At 55.5% G+C, this 22498-nt stretch carries 23 protein-coding genes and 3 pseudogenes; 8 read left to right on the forward strand and 18 right to left on the reverse strand.

What is annotated here, in order from left to right:
• Position 1: 1 nt before the first annotated feature.
• The 9 genes from JCM2850_RS24010 to JCM2850_RS10940 all read right to left on the reverse strand — a co-directional run bounded on the left by JCM2850_RS24010 (position 2) and on the right by JCM2850_RS10940 (position 6653).
• A complete protein-coding gene (locus JCM2850_RS24010; RefSeq protein ID WP_199898325.1) occupies positions 2–268 on the reverse strand; it encodes an LbetaH domain-containing protein in 267 nt (88 codons plus the stop codon).
• A complete protein-coding gene (locus JCM2850_RS21970; protein WP_199898324.1) occupies positions 217–600 on the reverse strand; it encodes a PglD-related sugar-binding protein in 384 nt (127 codons plus the stop codon). The genes JCM2850_RS24010 and JCM2850_RS21970 overlap by 52 nt, the downstream gene beginning before the upstream one ends.
• Before the next feature lie 17 nt (positions 601–617).
• A complete protein-coding gene (locus JCM2850_RS10910; RefSeq protein WP_025871818.1) occupies positions 618–1376 on the reverse strand; it encodes an SDR family NAD(P)-dependent oxidoreductase in 759 nt (252 codons plus the stop codon).
• Positions 1373–2143, reverse strand: a complete 771-nt coding sequence (locus JCM2850_RS10915) for an SDR family NAD(P)-dependent oxidoreductase (protein ID WP_025871820.1) — start codon at positions 2141–2143, stop codon at positions 1373–1375. Before JCM2850_RS10915 ends, JCM2850_RS10910 begins: the two co-directional genes overlap by 4 nt.
• 7 nt (positions 2144–2150) lie before the next feature.
• Positions 2151–3206 (reverse strand): ketoacyl-ACP synthase III, encoded by a 1056-nt coding sequence (locus JCM2850_RS10920; protein WP_025871822.1) that lies wholly within the window; start codon positions 3204–3206, stop codon positions 2151–2153.
• 3 nt (positions 3207–3209) lie between these two features.
• A complete protein-coding gene (locus JCM2850_RS10925; protein ID WP_025871824.1) occupies positions 3210–3434 on the reverse strand; it encodes an acyl carrier protein in 225 nt (74 codons plus the stop codon).
• Between the two features lie 30 nt (positions 3435–3464).
• Positions 3465–4631: a DegT/DnrJ/EryC1/StrS family aminotransferase gene (locus JCM2850_RS10930; RefSeq protein ID WP_025871825.1), complete on the reverse strand. Its 1167-nt coding sequence runs from the start codon at positions 4629–4631 to the stop codon at positions 3465–3467.
• Positions 4522–6321: an O-linked N-acetylglucosamine transferase, SPINDLY family protein gene (locus tag JCM2850_RS10935; RefSeq protein WP_025871827.1), complete on the reverse strand. Its 1800-nt coding sequence runs from the start codon at positions 6319–6321 to the stop codon at positions 4522–4524. Before JCM2850_RS10935 ends, JCM2850_RS10930 begins: the two co-directional genes overlap by 110 nt.
• Before the next feature lie 137 nt (positions 6322–6458).
• Positions 6459–6653, reverse strand: coding sequence for a hypothetical protein (locus JCM2850_RS10940; protein WP_025871829.1), 195 nt, complete (start codon positions 6651–6653; stop codon positions 6459–6461).
• Positions 6654–6667: 14 nt separating this feature from the next.
• Between JCM2850_RS10940 and thiS the strand changes: the two genes are divergently transcribed.
• From thiS to JCM2850_RS24360, 5 genes and pseudogenes are all read left to right on the forward strand, one after another.
• Positions 6668–6874 carry a sulfur carrier protein ThiS gene (gene thiS, locus JCM2850_RS10945; RefSeq protein ID WP_036265988.1) on the forward strand — a complete coding sequence of 69 codons (207 nt, stop codon included), beginning with the start codon at positions 6668–6670 and terminating at the stop codon, positions 6872–6874.
• Complete coding sequence (locus JCM2850_RS10950) at positions 6874–7653, forward strand: thiazole synthase (protein ID WP_025871833.1); 780 nt, start codon at positions 6874–6876, stop codon at positions 7651–7653. The genes thiS and JCM2850_RS10950 overlap by 1 nt, the downstream gene beginning before the upstream one ends.
• Before the next feature lie 9 nt (positions 7654–7662).
• The gene (gene apaG, locus JCM2850_RS10955; protein WP_025871835.1) at positions 7663–8046 is read left to right on the forward strand and encodes a Co2+/Mg2+ efflux facilitator ApaG/CorD; all 384 of its coding nucleotides are present in this window, start codon (positions 7663–7665) and stop codon (positions 8044–8046) included.
• A gap of 527 nt (positions 8047–8573) precedes the next feature.
• Positions 8574–9010, forward strand: a pseudogene (locus JCM2850_RS24355) (MltA domain-containing protein); the annotation flags it as partial.
• 171 nt (positions 9011–9181) lie between these two features.
• Entirely contained in the window at positions 9182–9394 is a 213-nt protein-coding gene (locus JCM2850_RS24360; RefSeq protein ID WP_500778287.1) for a 3D domain-containing protein, read from the forward strand.
• Between the two features lie 95 nt (positions 9395–9489).
• On the opposite strand, the gene JCM2850_RS10965 is transcribed toward JCM2850_RS24360, so the two are convergent.
• The 3 genes and pseudogenes from JCM2850_RS10965 to JCM2850_RS22835 all read right to left on the reverse strand — a co-directional run.
• The gene (locus tag JCM2850_RS10965; RefSeq protein WP_025871836.1) at positions 9490–10263 is read right to left on the reverse strand and encodes a DODA-type extradiol aromatic ring-opening family dioxygenase; all 774 of its coding nucleotides are present in this window, start codon (positions 10261–10263) and stop codon (positions 9490–9492) included.
• Positions 10264–10302: 39 nt separating this feature from the next.
• Positions 10303–10503 (reverse strand): DoxX family protein, encoded by a 201-nt coding sequence (locus JCM2850_RS22830; protein ID WP_369384882.1) that lies wholly within the window; start codon positions 10501–10503, stop codon positions 10303–10305.
• A pseudogene (locus tag JCM2850_RS22835) lies at positions 10486–10688 on the reverse strand (DoxX family membrane protein); the annotation flags it as partial. The pseudogene JCM2850_RS22835 and the gene JCM2850_RS22830, both read right to left, overlap by 18 nt.
• Before the next feature lie 183 nt (positions 10689–10871).
• Between JCM2850_RS22835 and JCM2850_RS10975 the strand changes: the two are divergent.
• A complete protein-coding gene (locus tag JCM2850_RS10975; protein WP_036266030.1) occupies positions 10872–11747 on the forward strand; it encodes a LysR family transcriptional regulator in 876 nt (291 codons plus the stop codon).
• Positions 11748–11829: 82 nt separating this feature from the next.
• Here JCM2850_RS10975 and pqqA read toward each other — a convergent pair whose 3' ends face one another.
• From pqqA to JCM2850_RS11000, 6 genes are all read right to left on the reverse strand, one after another.
• Positions 11830–11901 carry a pyrroloquinoline quinone precursor peptide PqqA gene (gene pqqA, locus JCM2850_RS23460; protein ID WP_081774944.1) on the reverse strand — a complete coding sequence of 24 codons (72 nt, stop codon included), beginning with the start codon at positions 11899–11901 and terminating at the stop codon, positions 11830–11832.
• Between the two features lie 160 nt (positions 11902–12061).
• Positions 12062–12196, reverse strand: a complete 135-nt coding sequence (locus JCM2850_RS21065; protein ID WP_025871840.1) for an entericidin A/B family lipoprotein — start codon at positions 12194–12196, stop codon at positions 12062–12064.
• A 105-nt stretch (positions 12197–12301) separates the two neighbouring features.
• On the reverse strand, positions 12302–13990 hold the full coding sequence (locus JCM2850_RS10985) for a hypothetical protein (RefSeq protein ID WP_036265990.1): 1689 nt from the start codon (positions 13988–13990) through the stop codon (positions 12302–12304).
• An 11-nt stretch (positions 13991–14001) separates the two neighbouring features.
• The gene (lplT, locus tag JCM2850_RS18735; RefSeq protein ID WP_234406212.1) at positions 14002–15045 is read right to left on the reverse strand and encodes a lysophospholipid transporter LplT; all 1044 of its coding nucleotides are present in this window, start codon (positions 15043–15045) and stop codon (positions 14002–14004) included.
• A gap of 185 nt (positions 15046–15230) precedes the next feature.
• Positions 15231–17354: a bifunctional acyl-ACP--phospholipid O-acyltransferase/long-chain-fatty-acid--ACP ligase gene (aas, locus tag JCM2850_RS10995; protein ID WP_025871844.1), complete on the reverse strand. Its 2124-nt coding sequence runs from the start codon at positions 17352–17354 to the stop codon at positions 15231–15233.
• A 39-nt stretch (positions 17355–17393) separates the two neighbouring features.
• Positions 17394–17699, reverse strand: a complete 306-nt coding sequence (locus JCM2850_RS11000) for an ArsR/SmtB family transcription factor (protein WP_025871845.1) — start codon at positions 17697–17699, stop codon at positions 17394–17396.
• A 308-nt stretch (positions 17700–18007) separates the two neighbouring features.
• Between JCM2850_RS11000 and JCM2850_RS18740 the strand changes: the two are divergent.
• Positions 18008–18573, forward strand: a pseudogene (locus JCM2850_RS18740) (2OG-Fe dioxygenase family protein).
• A 108-nt stretch (positions 18574–18681) separates the two neighbouring features.
• Positions 18682–22401 (forward strand): EAL domain-containing protein, encoded by a 3720-nt coding sequence (locus tag JCM2850_RS11010; protein WP_025871847.1) that lies wholly within the window; start codon positions 18682–18684, stop codon positions 22399–22401.
• The last annotated feature ends 97 nt before the right edge of the window (positions 22402–22498 follow it).

Consider the following 22498-nt stretch of genomic DNA (forward strand, 5'->3'; position numbering starts at 1 on the left):
CCTATGCGAGATTTGGCGGTGATGACTGAGCTGGATGCACGCGTGCGCTAGTGCCTATATGCACATTGCCCGCAATCAGGCAGTGTGCGCCTATCTCTACCCAGTCGGCAATTTCAACATCATGGGCAATGGCGGTATAACTGCTTACCGTGACATGCTGCCCTATGCGGCTGTCAGGAGAGAGGGCGGCGTACGGCCCTATGATGCTGCCCCGGCCTATGCTGGCAAAGGTGGAAACCGCCGCATGGGATGCACCAGGCGTATGAATTCTGCCCCCTTGGCCATCAGCGGCTCAGCGTATTTTCTGCGGTCAGCCGGGTTGCCCATGGCGCAAAGGAAAACATCGCCGGGTTCAGGCGTGTAGCTCAGTGGGTCGCCCAATATTGGGTAATCACGCCTATAGCGCAGGCGTTTTTCCGGTGAGTAGTCCATGGCATCAGGCACATCTTGGGCGTGCGTGGCAAAACCATCGAGTATGCCCGGGCGGTTGTCGAGAAAACCCTTGATGACCCAATCTACTTGGTGGCTGGGATTATCTATGGCCATCATCAGCACTTCACGGCCAAAGCCACTGGCACCAATGATGATGAGGTTTTTCATACGCCGCCTCCCCTTGCCTAATGCGTAATGCCGCCATCCATGATCAGGGTGGTGCCCGTGATCCAGCGGCTGGCAGATGAAAGGAAGAAAATGGCAGCATGGGCCACATCGTCAGGCGTACCCAAGCCCAGCGGGTGAATGGCACGTTGCTGGTCTAGCCATTCTTCTGTCGGCATATTGGCACCCGAGCCATGCAACATGGGCGTTTCTACCAGATCCGGCGCCAGGCAGTTAACGCGTATGCCGCGTTTGGCGGTTTCCAGTGCCAGGCAGCGTGTGGCCGCAATCAGCGCCGCCTTGGTGCCGGAATAGACACTCATGCCATGCACACCGCGCACGGCGGCGATGGAAGACAGAAATAGTATTGCCCCATCCTTGTTGATGCGGTTTTTGAGCAGCAGTTGGGCGGTGAGCAATTGCGGTGTGAAGACGTTGATGCTGTAAAGCCGCTCCATGAATTCGCGCTTGGTCATGCGCGCGGGCATGGGCACGGAGATGCCAGTGCAATGCACTACTCCATCAATACTGCCTGCCTGTTCCACAGTCTGGGCGATGACATCATCGTCAGTCAGATCGCCCGCAATCACGCTATGGCCCTCACCAGTGAGCTGTGACAGCGTTTCCTGCAAGCGTTCTACATTGCGGCCGCAGATAATCAGGCTGGCACCGGATTGAGCGCAGGAGATGGCAATCTGCCTGCCCAGGCCAGAAGATGCGCCTGTGACCAGAATGCGTTTACCAGCAAGAGAGAAGGGGGAAGAAATAGCAGTCATCATTGCGCACTGATCTGGCAACTGAGGCCACCATCGACAAACAGGGTGGCACGGGTAATCCAGCGCGAGGCCGGGGAAAGTAGAAACACTGCACTATTGGCCACATCTTCCGGCAAGCCTTTGCCCAGCGGTGGGTTGGCGACAGTTTCCATGCTGCCGCCCATGCCCTGCTCGGCCAGCCGCGCCAGCATGGGGGTTTCGATATAGCTTACCGCCATATAGTTGACGCGTATCTGCTGCTTGGGGCCGACTTCCAGCGCCAGCGCACGCCCTGCCGGACGCAAGGCGGCCTTGCTGGCGGAATAAATGCTGGAAGCCTTGGTGCCTATATGCGCAGCGATAGAGCCGACAAAGACGATGGAACCGCCATGGGCAATTTGTTTTTTTGCTAGCAGGCGCTGGGTCAGCAGCAGTGGCGCATCGAAATTGATCTCGAAATCACGGTCTATGAAATCCTGATCTATCTGGCGGAACAAACGCACGGCGGCGGTGCCTGCGCTATGCACCAGACCATCGATGACACCTGCCTGACTGACCAGTGCATCGCGCTGCTCGGGGTCGGTAATATCCGCAGCAATGCTGAGATGCCCGCTACCTGCCAGTTGTGCCTGCGTGGCTTGCAGGCGCTCAGTATCGCGCCCGGTGAGAATGACTACTGCGCCAGCGGCGGCAGCCCCTATGGCAACTGCCTGCCCCAGGCCTGAGGAAGCGCCTGTCACCAGAATGCGCTTGCCCGCCAAGCTGAAAGCTTCAAGACTTGCTACCGTCATATGGCTGTTATATCTCGATCAAGGCAGGCAGATAGGCGTCTTCGATCTCAAGGATGCAGGAAGCCCAGGATAAGCCTACGCCAAAGCCAGACAGCAGCAGGCGTTTGCGACCTGCGCCCAGCTCTTGCAGCAGCTTGGTGGTCATGGTGACCGGGATGGAGGCCGAGCTGGTATTGCCGAATTCCTTGAGCGAAAGCGGCACGCGCTCTGGGGCCAGGCCTAGCTTCTTGCGTATGGTTTCATTGATCATGCGGTTGGCCTGATGCAGCACGAAGTAATCAATGTCTTCCAGACTGAAGGGGGAATATTCCACCAGGCCACTGATAGAGGCCGGCACTTCGCGGATGGAGAAGTTGAGGATGGAAGGGCCGTCAAGAATCACATCTGTGCCCTTGCGCGAAATGCCATCGGCACCCGGCAAGCGCTCCAGATGATGCGGTTGTATAGGCACGCGCTGGCCACCCGCCTCAATGATGATGGCGCGGTGACCGCTGCCGTCACTGCCCATGTTGAAGTACATGGGCGGTGCGTTTTCCTCAAATTCCAGCGCGGTGGCGGTGGCGGCATCGCCAAACAGGGATAGCAAGCCGTTATCCAGCGACAGCGGGTTGGAGGATTTATCGCCCACCAGCATGATGCCGCGCTTGAGACCATGCGCCGAGAGCATGGAGCCCAGCACAAACAAGCCGTAGGCATAGCCGGAGCAACCCAGATTGATATCGAAGGCCACTGTGCCGTGTGACAGGCCCAGTTTGTCCTGCAAGATAATAGCGGTGGCAGGGATGGGGTAATCCGGAGATTGGGTCACCACCAGCAGCACATCAATCGAGGATTTATCCCAACCCAGGCCCGCGATCAGCTTTTCACCCGCTTCTTGCGCCAGATCAGAGAACACCACGCCTTCCAGGCACACCCTGCGCGTTTCAATGCCTATATTGCGCACCAGGCGCTCGCGCTCGGAACGCTGTTCTACCGGGCAATCCTCGATATTGGACAGCGTGCGTTCGGGCACACAAGTTGTCAGGCCCTTGAAACGGATATTGTGCAGGGTGGATTGAGTCATGAATTAGCTAACCAGTTTGTAGATATCGGCAATCACGTTACAACCAGCAAGATCATTGCCGGTGATGGTTTTCTTGTATTCCATATCGCACATCACGATCACACCCAGCGCAGCCAGCGAATCCCACTCGGGCAAGTCTTGCAGCTTGGTATCAGCGGTCACTTCCACGGGTTCCTGGAAATCGACAGCTTCGTTGAATTTTTCAATGAATGTATTAATTGTGCTCATAGCGTGCTCGTAGCGACCTTGATTGATGTGTTAGTAGTGGGTGTTGCTTATATTGGTAACGGCAGAATAGACAATATCTGCAATATACTTGATTTGAGTATGGTTAATAAAGCAGGAGAATGGCAGGCCAATCAAGCCAGCAGCCACTTTCTCGGCATTGGGCGTGGCTAAAACCACCAGCGGTTGAACCGCCGCGCCATGTTGGTGCAGCAAGGGCTGGTACCAGCGCCGGGTGCTGACTCCCAGGCTGCCAGCCTGTTGTTCCAGGCGTTCACGGCGCTCGGCATCGGGCAAGCGCACGCAGAATAATGTGGGTGCCGCCAACGTCTCGCCTGCCTGCCATTGCAATTTGTCGCCACAACGCGATTGCAGGGTCTGGCGATAATCCGCATAAATCTCGCGCCGTCGTGCCGCCTGTGCCTGCCAGCCATCCAGGCTGGCATGGGCCACTGCAGCGTGGTATTCCGATAATTTTGCGTTGCTGCCTACGCGGGTCAACATTCCCACGGGTAACTGCGCTGCTGGGTCCAGGTTGATGCCGAAATTGCTCATCTGGCGGATGCTGGTCAATTGCGCGGCATTACCGCCCACCACCAGCCCACCCTCTCCTGCGGCCAGGGTTTTGGTGGCGTGCATGCTGAATACCACGGCAATGTCGCTGGCCGCTACCCACTGGCTGCCAAACGCCCCTGCGGCGTCTACCACCACTTTCACCCCATGGCGCTGCTGAAACTGGCTCCAGGCCAGGGTATCCACAGGCTGGCCAAAGGCGGCAACTGGCAATGCAGCTAATGCCCCAGTGCTGGTTATGGCAGCTTCGGCAATCTCGGGGGTCAGTAACCAGCTTTCAGGATCTATATCGCAAACCACAGGCACCAGGCCTGCGCGCAATACGGCAGTCAAGGTGGCAACAAAGGTCAGGGCTGGCACCAGCACGCGGCTGCCAGGCGGCAGTTCCAGGCTGGCCAAGGCCAGTTCCAGCCCGGTGGTGGCGCTGCTGGTGGTTACCACCTGCACGCCTGCGGCACTGTGCGGAGCAAAGAAAGCTGTCAGGCGTTCTTCCAGTGCCTGGTTGAGCGGGCCGAAGTTAGAATAATGACGGCTGGCGTCTATGCGATCCAGATAGGGCTGTAGCAGTGCGCGCTCGGGCAACTGCGGCGTCAGCAGCGGGATGGGGTGGCGAGATTGAGCGCTCATGGGCGGCTGGCGCTTCCCTCTTTATCTTGTCTGGGCTTGGTTTCAGCCAGCCATTGATCCACCAGGGCCAGCTCGCTTCGCCCAATGGCTGGGTATCCAGGCTGATATGGCGGCCCGCCAGATAGTTGTAGTGCAAACGGCGGAACGCCAGTTCCAGCTCACGGCAACGGCCCGCATAATCCATCAGCAGGCTGGCACGCATGCTGTCACGGATATGGCTGCGATGTTCTAGCAAAGCCTGCGGCTTATCCAGCAGGGCCAATACTTTAGCCACATAATCATCCTCATCACGCGCTATCCAGTCCTGTAGCCCCAGCGCATGCAAGGTGCTGCCAGTAGAGGCCGATACTGCATCTTCTGCCTGCATGGTGATAATCGGCAGCCCCATCCACAGGGTATGCAGCGTGGTGGTGCCACCCGAAACCGGGAAGCTGTCCAGCGCAACATCGGCCATGGTGCCGCGCGTCATGAATTCTTCCATGGGCACAATGGGCGAGACGATGATGCGATCCAGCGGCAGTTCCAGCTGCACCAGCCGCGGCTCTATGGTGTTGACGGCATCTTCTATGCTGACTTCCTGCACATGCAATAGCAGCTGCGCATCTGGCCTGGCTTCCAGTATGCGTTTCCACAGCAGCAGGGTTTGGTCGGTAAGCTTGCGTGAGCTGTTGAGTGACACCAAGGTAGGTGCATTGCCGTCCAGCATGGGTGGGCGTTCTGCCAGTGGCGCATTGGCAGGCGGGATATAACTCGCCATGCAATGCAGGCGGAACAGGGTTTCTACGTAGTAACGCTCATTACCTGCCGGGTCCATGCCCCAATCCGTAAGGCGGTAATCCATGGCCTGCATGCCCAGCGTGCCGCCTATATAGCCCAGCCAGGTTACTTGTATAGGTGCGGCGCGGCGCGCGAATACATACAATCTGTGCCCCTGGGTATGGCCGGAAAGGTCTACCAGAATATCGATGTTTTGCTGACGAATCAGCTTATATAAGGCGTTGTCATCCAGGCTGGAGACATCGTGCCAGTGTGGCACCAGGGTTTGCAGATGGGCGGTGGTGTCGTCCTGCTGGCGATTGGTGGCAAAGACATGCACTTCCACCTTGCTGGGGTCATGGTGAGCAAACACTGGCTCCATGAAATACGCCACGGCATGGGCACGCATATCGCCGGAGACATAACCCACACGCAGGCAACGGCCAGGGGCACGGTCATAGGCAAAGGGCTGGGCCTGACGGCCAAATGGATCAGCAAAGCGCTCGCCCCAGGCTTTGTATAGCGCCAGCTTCTGCGCCGGGTCTGGTCTGGCGATGGAGTGGATATTGGCTTTATCCAGCACAAAAGATGAATTGTCCGGCTGCATTTCCACAGCGTGGTCTATAAAGGCGCAAGCTTCTTCCAGCCTGCCCAGATAGAAGTAAGAAATCGCCAAGCCATACACGGCCTGTACATTGCCCGGCGACATGCCCAGTACAAACTCCATGGTTTCAGCCGCCTGCTGGTATTTCATGGTGCGCAGGAACAGATTGCCTATCTTGAGCCAGGTTTCCAGCTGGGTGCCCATTTGGTCAGCACCAGCCTCCAGCGAAGCGGTGTAATGGGTCAGGGCTAGCAGATAATCATGAGAGGCTTCGGCGGCGAGCCCGGCTTGGAATTGCGCTTTGGAGTTTTGGGATGGCTGCTGTGACAATTTTTTTGCCTAGTTTATCTCAGGGTCAGTGATGCCATTCGCGGTAGAGCGCAGCCTATAGAGCCTGTTATCAAGCGTCAAGCCGCGCAGAATGATGACATCATAATACGATTGTCACGCAGGATTGAATTTTGGGATCAATCAGCGAAATACCCGGCTATTCCTGCCTTGCGCTGATGGTGAACTGTTTTTGCAGTCGGTTTGCTAATTGCCCCTGAACCTACGTAAAATACGGGTACTTGCAGCAGGCTTTCTGCCTGCTTTCCAACATCTTGGTCTTGCAACTCGATATTGGTTTTTCGCGAGATATATTTCACTTTAGATTTATTCACTAGGTAGTCCTCAATTGATTCATCTGACCATCAACGGTAACCCCAGGCAATTCGAGGTGCAGCGTTTGACCGTGGCCGAGCTTGTTGAGCATCTGGGCCTCACTGGCAAGCGTCTGGCGATAGAACGTAACGGCGAGATTGTGCCGCGCGGCAATTTTGCTGAGGCGGTGTTGAATAGTGACGATAAACTCGAAATTGTAGGCGCGGTAGGAGGCGGTTAATGGATACATTGAACATAGCGGGTAAGCAATATGGCTCGCGCTTGCTGGTGGGTACTGGCAAATACAAGGATTTCACCGAAACGCGCGCGGCGATTGATGCCAGCGGTGCTGAAATCATCACCGTGGCAATACGCCGCACCAATATAGGCCAGAACGCAGGCGAGCCTTCGCTGCTGGATTTCCTGCCACCTGAGGAATTCACCTATCTGCCCAATACCGCAGGCTGTTACAGCGCGGATGATGCCGTACGTACCTTGCGTCTGGCTCGTGAGCTGCTGGATGGCCACAAGCTGGTCAAGCTGGAAGTGCTGGGTGACCCCAATACGCTATACCCTAATATGCTGGAAACCATAGCCGCGGCCAAAACCCTGGTCAAAGATGGTTTTGATGTCATGGTGTATTGCTCGGACGATCCGATTATCGCCAAGCAACTTGAAGAAATTGGCTGTGCTGCGGTGATGCCACTGGCTTCGCTGATAGGCTCAGGCATGGGCATACTCAACCCCTGGAACCTGCAAATCATCATCGAAAATGCCAAGATTCCCGTGCTGGTGGATGCGGGTGTAGGCACGGCCTCTGACGCTGCGATAGCGATGGAACTGGGCTGTGATGGTGTACTCATGAATACCGCGATAGCTGCGGCGCGTGACCCGGTGTTGATGGCAGCGGCGATGAACAAGGCGGTGCAGGCTGGCCGAGAAGCTTTCCTCGCTGGTCGCATGCCGAAAAAGCTCTATTCCGCATCTCCCAGTTCCCCTACCAGTGGATTGATCGCTTAAGGAGCGTACATGTCAGCCGAGAAACGCTATGAGTTCACGGTCAAGGTAGAAACCAGCTTTGTGCCCGATCAGTCTGATGTCGAGCAGAATCGCTATGTGTTTTCTTATAGTGTGCGTATCACCAACACTGGCAACGTTGCCGCGCAATTAATCAGCCGTCACTGGATTATCAAGGACGCCTCCGGCAAAACCCAGGAAGTGCGTGGCCTGGGCGTCGTTGGTGCGCAACCTCTGCTGCAACCAGGCGAGCATTTTGAATATAGCAGCGGCACCATGGTGGCTACCCCGGTGGGCACCATGCAGGGCAGCTATCAGATCACCGCCGAGGATGGCACCCAGTTTGAGTGCCCCATCGCGCCATTCACCCTCAACATGCCACGCGTATTGCATTAGCAGTACGCTCTGCCACCCACTTGCGGTACTCACTACACTCCATGTTCAGATCGTTTTACTTCTTGCTCGCCCTGCTGCTGGCTGCCTGTGGTGGTCACCAGCATGTCAAGGTTGAGCCAGTTGCGCCGCAGGCCTGCCAATGCCCCAAGGCTGACCAGCCTGTGCAGGCAACACCTGCCCAGCCTCCGGTTCAGCCTACCCCTGTTCAGCCTGCTCCGGTTCACCCGGCAGACCCCAAGCTCAAGCCACAGGAAACCTTGGCTTCTGGCAGCAAGGTGGCTGATTACGGCCTGCTCAAACCTGCACGCTGGGAAGACCTGGCGGGGTTTGACCAAGCCGAGCTGGTGCAATCCTGGCCTGCCTGGCTGCAAGGTTGCAGCACCCTGAAAAACCGCCAGCCCTGGCAGGCGGCCTGCGAGGCGGCAGGTCATATGCCTGCGCAGCCTAGCGAGTCCAATCTACAGGCCTACTACCGCCAGTATTTCAATGTCTACCAGGCCAGCAACCAGGACGGAAGTGATAGCGGCATGATTACCGGCTATTACCAGCCGCTGCTCAAGGGCAGCCGCGTCAAGACAGCACAATACCGTTATCCCCTCTATACCCGCCCTGCCGACCTGATTACGGTCGAGCTGTCTGGTTTATTCCCTGAGCTCGCCAACAAGCGCGTGCGTGGTCGTCTGGTGGGCAACAAGCTACTGCCTTATTACGATAGAGCCGAGATTGAGGCTGGGCTGGCGCCACTGGCTGGCAAAGAGCTGTTATGGGTCAATGACCCGATTGAATTGTTCTTCCTGCAAGTGCAAGGCTCTGGCCTGATCCGTCTGGATAATGGCGAGGCGGTGCATGTGGGCTATGCCGACCAGAATGGCATGTCTTACCAATCCATAGGCCGTACCCTGGTTGAGCGTGGCGAAATGACCTTGGACAAGGCTCCATGCAAGGCATCAAGCAATGGGCCAGACAAAACCCGAGCAAGGTGCAGGAGTTGCTCAATACCAACCCTAGCTATGTCTTCTTCCGCGAATTGCCTGCGGGTTTACCCGGCCCCTTGGGCGCTTTGGGCGTGCCTATCCTGGGTGAGCGTGTGCTTGCTATTGATCCTAAATACATTCCGCTGGGTGCACCTGTGTTTTTGGCTACGACTCAACCCAATAGCAACGCGCCGCTCAACCGCTTGATGCTGGCGCAAGACACTGGTGGTGCCATTAAAGGTGGTGTGCGTGCCGATTTCTTCTGGGGTGCGGGTGATGCCGCAGGGCAAAAAGCGGGTGCTATGAAACAGCAAGGCCGGCTCTGGGTGTTACTACCCAAGGGCTTTGTGTTACCTGCTGCCACTCAGCGCTAGCCACAGCAAGTCACTGCTGATAGCAGTTTTGCATTAAATCAACAGGGCGGCATCTGCATAAGATGTCGCCCTGTTAGTTATTGCAAGTCCAGTGGTTATTGCCAAACGTAGGTGTCCATCGCCAGGATGCCATAGGTATTCTCTGGCTGATGACGTTCTGGCTTACCCATTTTCTCCGCCGCACCCAAGGCTACAAACAAGGGTAGCAAATGATCTTCATGCGGATGCGCACGCGCTGCCGCCGGAGCTAGTTGACGGTAATCAAGCAAAGCCTGCTTATCGCCAGCGGCAATACGCTGGCCCATCCAGTCACTGAAGGCGGGCACATAATCCAGCACGCTGGCATGTCGGTCTGCGCTGAAGAAGTCATGCAGATTGTGCGTGATGGCCCCAGAGCACAGCAGCATAACGCCTTCATCTTGCAGGGCTGCCAGTTGCTGCCCAAGGGCGAAATGCGCAGCAGCGCCCGCATGACTTTGTATCGATAGCTGCGTCACCGGAATATCCGCCTCAGGGTACATCAACATCAGCGGCACCCAGGCACCATGATCCAGCCCGCGTAGCGGGTCCAGCGCCACATCGGGGTAAGCCTCCGCTAGCAACGTCTTGACCTGCTGCGCCAGCGCGGGTGCGCCTGGGGCTGGATATTCGATCTGGTACATGGCGGCTGGGAAGCCGCCGAAGTCGTGTATGGTTTCTGGCTGACTGGCCACACTCACCCTAGGAGCGCGCGTATCCCAATGTGCCGAGACCACCAGAATGGCGCTGGGTCGCGGCAAGGTCTGCCCCAATCGAGTCAGCAACTCGCCTGTCACACCTGGCTCAATGGCCAAGGTGGGTGCGCCGTGGGAAATAAACAAAGTGCTCATTGCCTAGCTCCTGCTCGATGGGAATGTAAGTGCAGTAAATTAACGACGTGCGCCATCCAGGCTGAAACCGCCAGCACCGTGGGCAACGATTTGCAGCAGGCCGCCAGTGATAGCCAGGTTCTTGAGGAACATAATGGTCTGGATCTGGTTGCCGAAATCAAAATGGAACAGAAATGCGGTGGCCAGGGTAAAGCCTGCGATTAGCAGCGCAGATATTTTGGCGTGATAACCCAGCAACAAGGCCAGCCCCAAACCCAACTCTACAATCAAGCCACACCATAAGCCAGCTCGGGCGCTGGTGCACCCACGCTGGCGATATAGGCGATAGTGCCGCTAGGGTCAGCCAGCTTGCCGAAACCGCTGATGACAAAAATCAGGGCCAGCAGTACGCGGCCAGAGAAAGTGCTGAGGTTAAATGTATTCATGAGATTTGCCCCTTAAGCTAAATATAAATTAATGAATGACTGCGTTTGTATGCTGCTGTCTTGATTCAGACAATGCAGCTTTGCAACATGGGAGCCATTGTATTTGTGGATGGGTTTAATGATAATCCCCAATTATTTTGAATGACTGTCCATGATAGGTTGACAATGAGCCAGCTTGAGCAAATGAAAATCTTCGCTGCGGTGGTCAAAAGCGGCAATTTCACCACGGCTGCCAGCCAGTTAGGCATCAGCAAGCAGTTGGTGAGCCGCAGAATCATGGAGCTGGAATCGCGCTTGGGCGCGCGTTTGCTGTTACGCACAACGCGTAAATTGTCCACCACAGAGCTGGGGCGTGAGTTTTACCAGCGCTGCCTCAACATACTGCAACAGGTGGATGAGGCCGAGCAGGCGGTGGCCAGCAGCAGTGGAGAATTACGTGGTCTGTTGCGTATTTCTGCCCCGGTGTCTTTTGCCAGCATGATGCTGGCCCCCGCGCTCAATCAGTTCATGCAATTGCATCCCAAGCTGGAGTTGGCACTGGATGTGGATAACCGCCTGGTGGATGTGGTGGGTGAAGGTTATGACATGGTAATTCGCATCACCCAGCAGCCTGACGAGGGCATGGTAGCCCGTAGGTTGATGGATTCTCCATTGGTGTATTGCTGCAGCCCAGCGTATTTGCAGCAATATGGCGAACCCGCTTCGCCATTGCAGTTGGGGCTACACCGCTGCATTAGTGCGCGCAGTGCGGAGTGGCCATTTATCGTCAATGGCGAACCGCTCAAGCTCATGGTGCATCCTGTGCTGCGTTCCAATCATGGCGAGGTGATGTGTGCGGCGGCGGTGGCGGGGTTGGGCATAGTGGGCCTGCCCTGGTTTTATGTGCGCGAGGCTTTGCAACGCGGAGAGTTGGTGCAGGTGTTGCGCGGCTTTATGGGAGATAGCAGCGCTGTGTATGCCCTATACCCACAACACAGGCAGTCTTCCTTGATGGTGCGTAGCCTGGCTGATTTTCTGCAACAGTGGTTTAGTGCAGATAGAGAGAAGATTGCTAATTAATAATGCGGCAGAAAACTCAAGCTGGAAATGACAACGGGAGCACGAGGCTCCCGTTAGCTTGCTTGTAATCAGCTGGAATGACTTAGCGATTGCAAACGTACATGGTTACTTCAAAACCGAAACGCATTTCAGTGACTTCTGGCTTGGTCCACATGATAAAGCTCCTTAGCGAGTTAATCGGGATACATACCGTCAATTGATTCAAGCATGTGGGTCAGACTTTAACCCTCAAACTGCGCAAGCACATGTGTACAAGTCATGAAATCCTGCTCATGATTATCATGAGCGGATTAATAATCTCTTGTCGCTATTTATTACTTATGGCGGTCAGCCGCATCTTCAAGCTTTTCACCACCACGCTGGATATCTTGCCCAGCGCCCTTCATGGTGTTACAGCCAGTCAAGAAGATCATTGCGCAGAGCATGACAAAGGCAGTGATTTTTTTCATGGTACTACTCCTAGTGATATTGGTAGGTATGTGCAATATAAGGAGTCAAGCGCGACAGGAAATTCGGTAAACCACTGAATTGCTTGTAGGACGATGCTGACACCTTTAGCCCCGTTTGCGCTGATACCAGGTTTTTATCAGGTAGCCCCCCAAGCCAAGTAAGCCGATGAGGCCTGTGAGTACAGCTGCCACTGTCCAAGGCACAGGGAAAGGGGCTTGGACAGTTGGGCTGGCCCCATCGCGCAATTCCGGTGGGAAGGGTCTGGGAGTGGTGGGGATGATTTTCCAATCCTTGCGTTCAGCAGGGGCTTGCGCGAGATATTCCGCGAAGGAATAGACAGGCGCTTGGCCAAATGCGCGCTCGCTAGGTATCTGCGGAATATGCACATAGACCAAGGCTTCTATCTGATCAGCCAGGTCACGCTCATAAGCGCTCAGGGGACGATCCAGCTTGCCTGCAACCAGATTCAACAAGTCATGACCTATGGCATCAAACGCCACCGCTGGATAAAGTCGGGTGGATTCCTGCGTTAAATAGTCATAAAGCTGGCGCGCGGCTGTCAGATCCTGTTGGGTCACCGCTACATAAAACCATGCAGCGATTGCCTGCATATAACCTGCGTGGCCACGGGTGGGGATATTCCAACCCAAGGTACGCAAGGTGTCTATATTAAGTCCTGCGCAATTGGCGGCAGAGTGGTGATAGACAATGTCATGGCGATAAAAATGCTGGAACACCCGGTTGATTGCAGTTTGGTAGCGCTGTGCAGCTTCAGCGTTTTTGAGAATGGCGACCAACATGTAGGAAGGCCGATAAAAAGATTGGCCGCTGTTAAGGTCAAACAGATAGTTTTCCGCCGGAGTAATGGCGGCAATAATGCCTTTCTCACCATAGGCATCCAGGTTGTAAAAGTTATTGACCAACCACTGCGACCAATCCCCATCTTCCCCCACGCGACCAGTCAGCACGGCAAAGTGCCCACCGTGCGCTTCGTCATCATCACCTTGCGCACCGTTCAGCATAATGCCCAGCGCAGGCTTGTCTTGCCATGGGCTGGAAGCTGGCTGGCGTTGCCAGAGAATACGGCTGTGATAAGGGCTTTGAGCACCGCCATGAGACTGTCTCACCAGAGTTTGCAAGGTTTCACCATCCTGCAGCGGGCTGGCTGATGTTTGTTGCTCAAGTTTGAAATCCATAGGCCAGATGGTGCGTATGGTGAATTCACCCTGCTCCTTGGTTTGCCCGCCCAGTGCGAGAGGGCGCTGCCTGTAGAACGCCCAACTCGTCTGGTCCAGATAGGACAGGTTGGTGGGAATCTTGGGCACGACCTGCAAGTCAATCACGCTGCCATCAGGCAATCTACCTTTATCAAGCAAGTTGGCTGGGGCAGAATTTGCCTGGTCTGAAACTGCTGGGGCTGGGCTAGCTTGTAGCTGCACGGCTTGCAGACGTTCTGCTATGCCTCTCCAGATTAATGGCGGCAGGGGTTTTTCAGTCACAGGCAACTGCGCAGATTGCCGTACATCTTCTTGCGCAGTGAGAGCCGCGGTAAATGCCGTAATGCTGTTTTGATCAAGCGCTACGGATAGGAGATCATGCTCGAAATACCATGCCGCTTGCGGCAGGATGCCACAGCTAGTGCAATCTGCTGGTACGGTGTGGAACGCCTGCGCGGGATAAAGTCCTAGCCACTGTGCGCTGCTGGCCGGGTGTTCAGCACTCCACGCAGTGCAGGCAGTGCTGACTGTCAGGCACGACAAGGCAATACTCGCATGTAGTAATGGGTTTTGCATGAGGCACCTGTCTAGTGGGATTGGCGGATGCGTAGCCATGCCAGCAGGCTGATGGCCGTGAACACCAGAAGACCTATGATCATGGCAGTTGGCACCACAGGGATCATCAGCTTGCTGAGCCAGATGTAGATACCCATCAGCAAGAGCATGCTGAAATTCTCGAACAGGTTCTGGATGGCGATGGCATGGCCAGAACCCACAGATTCATGACCGCGCTCCTGCAACAATGCGTTGAGTGGCACCACATACATGCCGCCGAGAAAACCTATCAGCAACAGACAGGCAGCGGCCATATAGAGGTTGCTGGAGTAAGCAAACAAGGCGATGGCCAGGCCTATCAGAACCCCGGCTGGCAGGGCGCGGTTGATGGTCTTGAGTGAAATCCAGCGCGCTGCCGCCACTGCACCCAATGCCACACCTATGGCCACTGCGCCACTGAGGTTGGCGGGGGTGCTGTAATCATGAATATTCAACGCCACCGGAACCCAGGCCACCAGCAGAAAACGCAGGGTGCTGCCCGCGCCCCAGAAAATGCTGGTGCCTACGATGGAAAAGCGCGCATCGGCATCGCGCATCAGCGTGCGTGTGGCGCGTGTGAAATCTTTAAACAGCATGACGAGGTTGAAAGATTCCAGCTTATGCGATGGCGGCAACCTTGGAATCAGCAGATTGATCAGTACCGCCAGCAGGTAAGCGCCACTGATGGCATAGAGCGACCCGGTCAGCCAGTGATCGGCAAGCTGGCCGCCCAGCACCGCACCCAGCAGTATGGCGACGATGGTGGAGCCCTCCATCAGGCTGTTGCCCTTGACCAGTTTATCCAGCGGCAGCATCTGGGTGAGGATGCCGTATTTGGCTGGGGAGTAAGCCGCCGCACCCAGGCCCACCATGCCGTAAGCCAGCAAGGGGTTCAAACCCGCCAGCATGGCGCCTGTGCCCAGTAGCTTCATCAGATTGGCAATCACCATCACCCTGCCCTTGGGCAAGCTGTCGGCGAAGGGGCCAACAAACGGCGCCAGCAGAATATAGGCAATCACAAAGAATTCCTGCAGCAAGGGAATTTGCCAGGCGGGCGCACTACCTGCCTGAGCAAGGCAATGGCAGCGAATAACAAGGCATTGTCGGCCAGCGCGAGATGAACTGCGCCAGCATGACGGCGATCATGCCGCGGCTGAGCAGGGATGTGTTGACGGGTGAAGCGGCTATTGCAGGTGCTTGTATGATCTTGTCCTTGAGTGATCTAGCTGGTTTCAGCCATTTTTTTCAGTGTCACGTAGTCAATCTTGCCTGTGCCCAGCAGCGGCAGGGTTTTGACGACGATGATTTTGCGCGGCACCGCCAGTTCGGTATGGCCAAGTTTCTTGGCGGCCTGGGACAGTGCTTCACGTGCAAGCTCGGGGTCTGTGGTGTAAAGCAGGATAGTCTCGCCACGCTGGGCATCCACGCGTGTCGTCGCTGCATGTTGCTGTTCTGGGGAACACAGTCTGGCCAGGGATTCCACGGTTTCCAGCGAAACCATCTCGCCCGCAATCTTGGCAAAGCGTTTGACGCGGCCCTGTATGGTGATGAAGCCGCGCGCATCGACGCTGACAATATCGCCAGTGTCATGCCAACCCTCGGCAGGTGGCTGCAAGACGCCAGGTTGTGCATAGAGTAGATAGCCCAGCATGATGTTGGGGCCTTTGACCTTGAGCAGACCACCCTCGGTGATGCCGGGTACTTCTTCCAGGCGCATCTCTATGCCAGGCAACAATTGACCTACGGTGCCAATCTGGCTGGCCATGGGCGTGTTCACCGCCAGCACAGGCTTGGCAGTCTCAGTAACGCCATAGCCTTCCAGAATGCGGATGCCGAATTTTTCCATCCAGGTTTTGCGGACTTCGCTGTTGAGCTTCTCGGCACCGGCAATCACATAGCGCATCTTGTAGAAGTCATAAGGGTGGGCAAACTTGGCGTAATTGCCGAGGAAGGTGCTGGTGCCAAACAAGGCGGTGCAGCCGCGCTCATAGATAACTTCGGGGATGATGCGGTAGTGCAGCGGAGAAGGATAAATGAAGACCTTGCTGCCTGAAACCAGCGGCATGATGGCGCCACAGGTGAAGCCAAAGGAATGGAACATGGGCAGGGCCATCATGAATTTATCGCGGTGCGAGAAATCAATCACGGCACGGATCTGGGCAATATTGGCCAGGATGCCGCGGTGGCTGTGTACCACGCCTTTGGGCTTGCCTTCAGAGCCTGAGGTGAAGAGCACCACGGCAGGGGCATCCACATTGTGTTGCTGGGCAATCCGCGCGGGGCAGCGCAATGCATAGGCCACCAGCCAGAGCTTATCGCGCCAGCTGAAGCCAGCGCGCATATCTTCCAGGTAAAAAATTTCCAGCCCCGCGAGTTTGGCCACCACTTCTTCCAGCTTGGCGGCTTCTATGAATTTGCGGGAAGTGATCACTGTCTTGATATTAGCTGCGGTACAGGCATCCTGCATGCCGCTGGTGCCCGCGGTGTAATTGAGCATGGCGGGCACCCGGCCCATGGCGCTCATGCCGAAAATCAAGCACACAGTGTTGGTGACGTTGGGCATCAGTACGGCCAGCGTGTCGCCAGGGGCGCTGATCTTGCTGACCAGCCTGCCCAGTGCCAGGCTTTTCTTCAGCACGCTGCCATAGTCTTCTTCCACCAGTTGCATATCCTCCACCAGCTTATGCTTGCGGCCATAAGTGCGTATGGCCTGCAGCAATGCGCCATACAAAGTATTGCTGGGCTCAGAGCGAAACATCAGGTCTTGCAATATGGCCTGCATGCGCTCTCCCGCAATTCGTCGGCGCTGCTTGGCACTGGGGGCGTCGGGCATGGGGATGTGGGTGGGTGGCAGTATGGTGAGCCTGATCTTGGGTAACAGGGAGTGTGGATAGTCGCTGGCCAAACGGCTGAAATAGCTTCTGGCCGCACCATGGATGCGCACTGGCAATATGGTGGCCCCAGTCTTGGCGGCGACAAATGCCGGGCCATCGTAGGCTTTCATCAGGCTGCCAGTCAGCGTGATGCGGCCTTCAGGGAAAATCATCACTGATTCGCCTGCTTCCAGCAGACGTATGACTTTCTTCATGGCCAGTGGGCTGTTGGTATCTACAGGCAAGTGCGGTACATGCTTGAGTATCCAGCGGAACAAGGGGTTTTCCAGCACCGTGGTGTGGACAACAAAGGTGGTGCGCACTGGCAGGAACAAGCCCATGATGAAACCATCGAGGAAAGACTCATGGTTGCCTATGATCAGTAGTTTTTCAGGCCGGGGCACATGCTGTTGACCCACTACTTCAATACGGAACAACAGTTTCATGATGGTTCTGGTAATCGCGACTAGCATGAGACTCCTCTCTCAATTCTTCTGGTTTTTATGGGACGACTAGATGTTGTGGTCTATGAATTCCAGCACGCTGCTTAAGGCTTCTTGCATATGGGCTTTGTTGATGTAGAAGCGCACTTCCTTGCCTACCTTCTCACTTTTGAGCACCCCGCCATGTTCCAGCACCTTGAGGTGATGGGTAACTGCGGTGCGGCTCAAGGGCATGGTCGCGGCGATATCACCTATGCTGATGCGCTCGCCGGGTTCGAACGAGAGCAGGATGCGCTGGCGATGTTCATCACCTAGTGCAACAAACAGATCGGAGATATTTTTCCAGGCGGGCGGAATATGGGGTACGGTTTTCATCACTACATAATTAGTTATTTAGTGATGAAGGTCAACTATTTTTTCTAAATCGGCTGTGATTCGCTAATATGCTCACTCCACTAGCCTTATCTGGCTGGCGAACATCATGGTGCTCGTCAAATTTTGAGTGAAAAGGTGTCATGCAGGAAATTGATATACAGGGACTAGCCAGTCAGATTACCCAGGACGGTTTTTGCTTTGTGCGTGGGCAGCAAGTTCGCGCCAGGCTGACCGCCATCAGAGCCGATGCACTGGCAGACTGGGTGGCACTGGATGCCAGCTGGGATGGCATGCCCCTGGATGAATATATGGCTGACGGCGGCAGTTATCGTCGACGTCGCTTTGCCACGCTGAGCGCAGAGGCACAGGGGCCGATTGTGCTGGAGCCGCATCAACCACATTACCAGAGCCGTGAATACAACTCGCTCAATGGCGGTATCGCCCGCATTTATGAGCCATACCCGAGGCCTTGATTCAGGGCGAGACCCTGCAGACGGTGATGCTGTTCTGTAGAGATTTGTTCAGTCACCTCAAGCCCGAGGCACGCTGGCATATTGAAGCTCATCAGTTCCGCATTGAGGCCAATCAACAAGTACATGGTCTGCCAGCCCCTGAAGGGATACACCGCGATGGCGTTGATTATGTGCTGGTGATGATGATCAAGCGGGTGAATATTTCCAGTGGCACCACTACCTTGCACAACCTCAATAAAGAAGTGCTGGATAGCTTTACCCTGACTGACCCATTGGATTGGGCATTGGTGGATGACCTGCGCTGTATGCACGGCGTCACACCTGTAGAACAGATAGATGCCACGCAGGCAGCGTATCGCGATGTACTGGTCATTACCTTTGCGAATAAAAACGCCGTGTAATATAAGACGATGATAAGCTTTGCTAAACTTAAAAAAATATAAAAAAACCAAAGCGGGGAACATCATTTGAGAGCAGTCTACCAAGCCTGTCGCCGGGGGGCAGCCAGCATGTTGCGTGCTGCGCGCTGGCTTCTTGGCTTGCTTGCACTGCTGCTGATTTCTACCCTGGCTCCGCTGCAAGCCGCCCCGCTCGAAAAAGTCACGCTACAACTCAAGTGGTATCACCAGTTTCAGTCTGCAGGCTATTACGCAGCGCAGGCTAAAGGCTACTACCGCCAGGAAGGCCTGGATGTACAGATAGTGCCAGGCGGTGCAGGCAATTCCTCCATCAAGTCGGTCACCAGTGGCAGGGCACAGTTTGGCGTAGGTGATACCGAGCTGGTACTCGCCCGCGCTGAAGGCGAGCCTGTTGTAGCGCTGGCCGCAATCTTCCAGCATTCGCCCCATGTACTGCTCAGCAAGCAATCCAGCAATATCACCACCCCTGCAGACCTTGAAGGCAAGCGCATCATGCTGGCCGCAGATAGACGCGATGCCCAGCAAAAAGCCTTGATGATCAAGGAAGGCGTCAATCTACAAAATCTGATTCTGATGCCGCACAGCGGCAATTTGCAGGATCTGCTTAATGACAAGGTAGATGTGATCTCTGCCTACGCCACGGTTGAGCCCAATATCATGATGGAGCGCGGCTATCCGCCCGCGACATTGGCGGCCATGGATTACGGCATTGATTTCTATGGCGATACGCTGTTTACCTCAGAGTCTGAAATCGCCGCGCATCCTGATCGCGTCGATGCCTTTGTCCGTGCCTCGCTCAAGGGCTGGAAGTATGCGCTGGATAACCCGCACGAAATTGCCCAGTTGATCCTGCGCATGCCTGGTGTCGCCGAACGCAAGGTGACACTGAAGCAATTGATGTATGAAGCCCGCGATATGCACCGTTACATCCTGCCAGAAGTGGTTGAGATCGGGCATATGAATAAGGCACGCTGGGAATTCATTGCCAAGGTCATGGCCGATATTGGCCTGATCAAGCCGGGCTATGACCTCTCGGGCTTTATCTACAAAACCAATACTGAAAGTACCCATCTGGTGCGCTGGTTTGCAGGTACCACTTTGCTGGTGGGCGTGGTCATGGCCCTGGTGCTGCTATGGAATCTGCAGATACGCAGGCGCGTGCTGGAGCGTACGCATGCACTCAATGCCGAAATCCAGCAACGACGGTTGATTGAACGTGAGCTGCAGTCCAGCCAGGAGCAGGTACGCCTCACCTTCCACGCCGCTGCCGCCGGGATAGCCATGATCAATAGCGATGGCCGTTTTCTGCTGGCCAATCCGGCATATTGCGAGATCGTTGGCTATACCGAAGAAGAGTTGAAGCAGCTACGCTGCCATGACGTCAATTACGAAGAAGACAGCCTGTTGGCGCGCGAGAACCGCGAGCGTTTGATACGCGGCGAGATTAGCCATTCCGTGGTGGAAAAACGCTATCGCGCCAAATCTGGCCAGCCAGTCTGGGTGCGCATCAGTGCCTCCATGGTGCAGGGCGCAGATGGCAGCCATGACAATCTGATCAAGGTGGTGGAAAACATAGAGCAGGAAAAACGCCAAGAGAGCTTGCAGGTGGAGCAACGGCGCCTGCTGGAACGCATCGCCATGGGTGCCGAGCTGGACGAGGTATTGCTTGCCGCCGTGCATTTGATAGAAGATCAGTTCCCGGAAATATCCTGCTCCATCATGCTGCTGGAACAAGGTGAATTCCTACGCCATGGGGTTGCAGCACGCTTGCCACGCAGTTTCCTGCATGATGTGCAGGGTATGAAAATCGGGCCTAACACTGGCTCATGCGGCACTGCTGCCTATGAACGCAGAACCGTGGTGGTGTCTGATATCCAGCATGACTTGCTATGGCTGGATTACCGTCAACTGGCGCAACGCCATCGTCTGCGCGCCTGCTGGTCCATGCCTATATTTTCCAGCACGCAGCAGGTGTTGGGTACGTTTGCCGTCTATGGCCGCGTACCGCGCGTGCCGGATCAGCGTGAGATGGAGCTGGTCAGCGCCTGCTCTCATATCGTTGGCCTTGCCATTGAGCGCAGCCGCGCTGAAGAACAACTCAAGCTGCTGGAAGCCAGCGTGGCGTGTATCAATGACATTGTGCTGATTGCAGAAGCCGATCCTGAGCAGGACAAGCCGCCGCGCCTGATCTTTGTCAACAAGGCCTTTGAGCGTTTGACAGGCTATAGGGCCGATGAGGTGCTGGATTTGCCCCCAGGCTTGCTGGATGGCCCCAATACGCAGGTTGAAGAACTGGTGCGCGTAAAGCAGGCTTTGAAGCAAGGTGAGGCGGTACGTACCGAGCTAATCAACTACAAGAAAAATGGCGAGGAAATGTGGCTGGAGATGGAAATCTTGCCAATTGCCAATACCGCAGGTCAATATACCCATTGGGTGGCGGTGGAGCGCGACATCACCGAACGCAAGGCGGCAGAAAATAAAATCCAGCGTCTGGCTTTCTACGATATGCTGACCAATCTGCCCAACCGGATTTTATTGCTGGATAGATTGGAGCAGGCACTGCTCAACAGCAATCGTCTCAATCGCTCCGGTGCCTTGCTATTCCTTGATCTGGATAACTTTAAGACCCTCAATGATACCCATGGCCATGATGTCGGCGATATGTTGCTGGAGCAGGTGGCGCAGCGCATCGTCAGTTGCGTGCGCGTGACCGATACCGTGGCGCGCCTGGGTGGCGATGAGTTTGTGGTGGTGCTGGAGAATTTGGGTGAGCTGGCAACCGAGGCCGCCCAGGATGTCAGCCTGATTGCGGAGAAGATATTGCAGGCCTTCCAGCAGGGCTTTGAGCTTTCAGGGTATGAACATTATTCTTCCGCCAGCATAGGCGTTGCTTTATTTGGCAGCCAGCAACAGGTGGGCGTGGATGAGCTCTTGAAACGGGCTGATCTCGCCATGTACCAATCCAAGGCAGCAGGCCGCAATACCTACCGTTTCTTCGACCCCACCATGCAGGCCTTGATCACCGAGCGTGCCGCGATGGAAGAGGACTTGCGCCAGGCAGTGCGTCGCGACGAGTTGCAATTGTTCTATCAATCCCAGGTGGATAGTGATGGCCAATTGTTTGGCGCTGAAGTACTACTGCGCTGGCAGCATGCAACGCGTGGCCTGCTCTCTCCCGCAAGCTTTATTACCCTGGCCGAGGAAACTGGCTTGATTCTGCCCATAGGCAATTGGGTGTTGCGCACGGCATGCAAGCAGCTGGTGCAGTGGGCCAAGCGTGCTGAAACCGCAGAGTTGAGCCTGTCGGTCAATGTCAGCGCGCGTCAGTTGCATCAGCCGGATTTTGTTGATCAGGTCATGAACATTCTCAGCGAAACCGGGGCTGATCCGCAGTATCTCAAGCTGGAGCTGACCGAGAGCATGCTGGCGGAAAACATGGAGGATATGATCATCAAGATGAATACGCTCAAGAACATGGGCGTAGGCTTCTCTATGGATGATTTTGGTACTGGTTATTCCTCGCTGGCCTACCTTAAACGGCTGCCTTTGTCGCAATTGAAGATAGACCGCTCATTTGTGCGTGATGTGCTGGTGGATAGCAACGATGCCTCTATCGTCCGCACCATCATTGCCCTGGGGCAAGGGCTAGGCCTCAAGGTCATTGCCGAAGGTGTGGAAACCCGCGAGCAACAGAGTTTCTTGGCGCAACATGGCTGCCTGGCCTATCAGGGTTATTTGTTTGGCTTGCCCGAGCCGCTGCAACAGTTCGAACAAAGCTTCAATCTTGGCGGTGCGCAGGCTAGAGGCTGATAGCTAGCAAGGTTGACATGGTGAAAGTGATGGGGAATGATTCCCAGGCAATATCATTATTTCAATCATAATCTGCGTGTGCAGAAGGAGAAGCCCC

This window comes from Methylobacillus glycogenes JCM 2850, from assembly GCF_000617925.1.
In the GTDB taxonomy this organism is placed as follows: domain Bacteria; phylum Pseudomonadota; class Gammaproteobacteria; order Burkholderiales; family Methylophilaceae; genus Methylobacillus; species Methylobacillus glycogenes.

What these genes read in the sequence shown, in the direction of transcription:
- JCM2850_RS21970 (WP_199898324.1), bottom strand. Translation starts at nt 600, where the DNA reads ATGAAAAACCTCATCATCATTGGTGCCAGTGGCTTTGGCCGTGAAGTG.
- JCM2850_RS10910 (WP_025871818.1), bottom strand. Translation starts at nt 1,376, where the DNA reads ATGATGACTGCTATTTCTTCCCCCTTCTCTCTTGCTGGTAAACGCATT.
- JCM2850_RS10915 (WP_025871820.1), bottom strand. Translation starts at nt 2,143, where the DNA reads ATGACGGTAGCAAGTCTTGAAGCTTTCAGCTTGGCGGGCAAGCGCATT.
- JCM2850_RS10920 (WP_025871822.1), bottom strand. Translation starts at nt 3,206, where the DNA reads ATGACTCAATCCACCCTGCACAATATCCGTTTCAAGGGCCTGACAACT.
- JCM2850_RS10925 (WP_025871824.1), bottom strand. Translation starts at nt 3,434, where the DNA reads ATGAGCACAATTAATACATTCATTGAAAAATTCAACGAAGCTGTCGAT.
- JCM2850_RS10930 (WP_025871825.1), bottom strand. Translation starts at nt 4,631, where the DNA reads ATGAGCGCTCAATCTCGCCACCCCATCCCGCTGCTGACGCCGCAGTTG.
- JCM2850_RS10950 (WP_025871833.1), top strand. Translation starts at nt 6,874, where the DNA reads ATGGATACATTGAACATAGCGGGTAAGCAATATGGCTCGCGCTTGCTG.
- apaG (WP_025871835.1), top strand. Translation starts at nt 7,663, where the DNA reads ATGTCAGCCGAGAAACGCTATGAGTTCACGGTCAAGGTAGAAACCAGC.
- JCM2850_RS10965 (WP_025871836.1), bottom strand. Translation starts at nt 10,263, where the DNA reads ATGAGCACTTTGTTTATTTCCCACGGCGCACCCACCTTGGCCATTGAG.
- JCM2850_RS10975 (WP_036266030.1), top strand. Translation starts at nt 10,872, where the DNA reads ATGAAAATCTTCGCTGCGGTGGTCAAAAGCGGCAATTTCACCACGGCT.
- JCM2850_RS21065 (WP_025871840.1), bottom strand. Translation starts at nt 12,196, where the DNA reads ATGAAAAAAATCACTGCCTTTGTCATGCTCTGCGCAATGATCTTCTTG.
- JCM2850_RS10985 (WP_036265990.1), bottom strand. Translation starts at nt 13,990, where the DNA reads ATGCAAAACCCATTACTACATGCGAGTATTGCCTTGTCGTGCCTGACA.
- aas (WP_025871844.1), bottom strand. Translation starts at nt 17,354, where the DNA reads ATGCTAGTCGCGATTACCAGAACCATCATGAAACTGTTGTTCCGTATT.
- JCM2850_RS11000 (WP_025871845.1), bottom strand. Translation starts at nt 17,699, where the DNA reads ATGAAAACCGTACCCCATATTCCGCCCGCCTGGAAAAATATCTCCGAT.
- JCM2850_RS11010 (WP_025871847.1), top strand. Translation starts at nt 18,682, where the DNA reads ATGTTGCGTGCTGCGCGCTGGCTTCTTGGCTTGCTTGCACTGCTGCTG.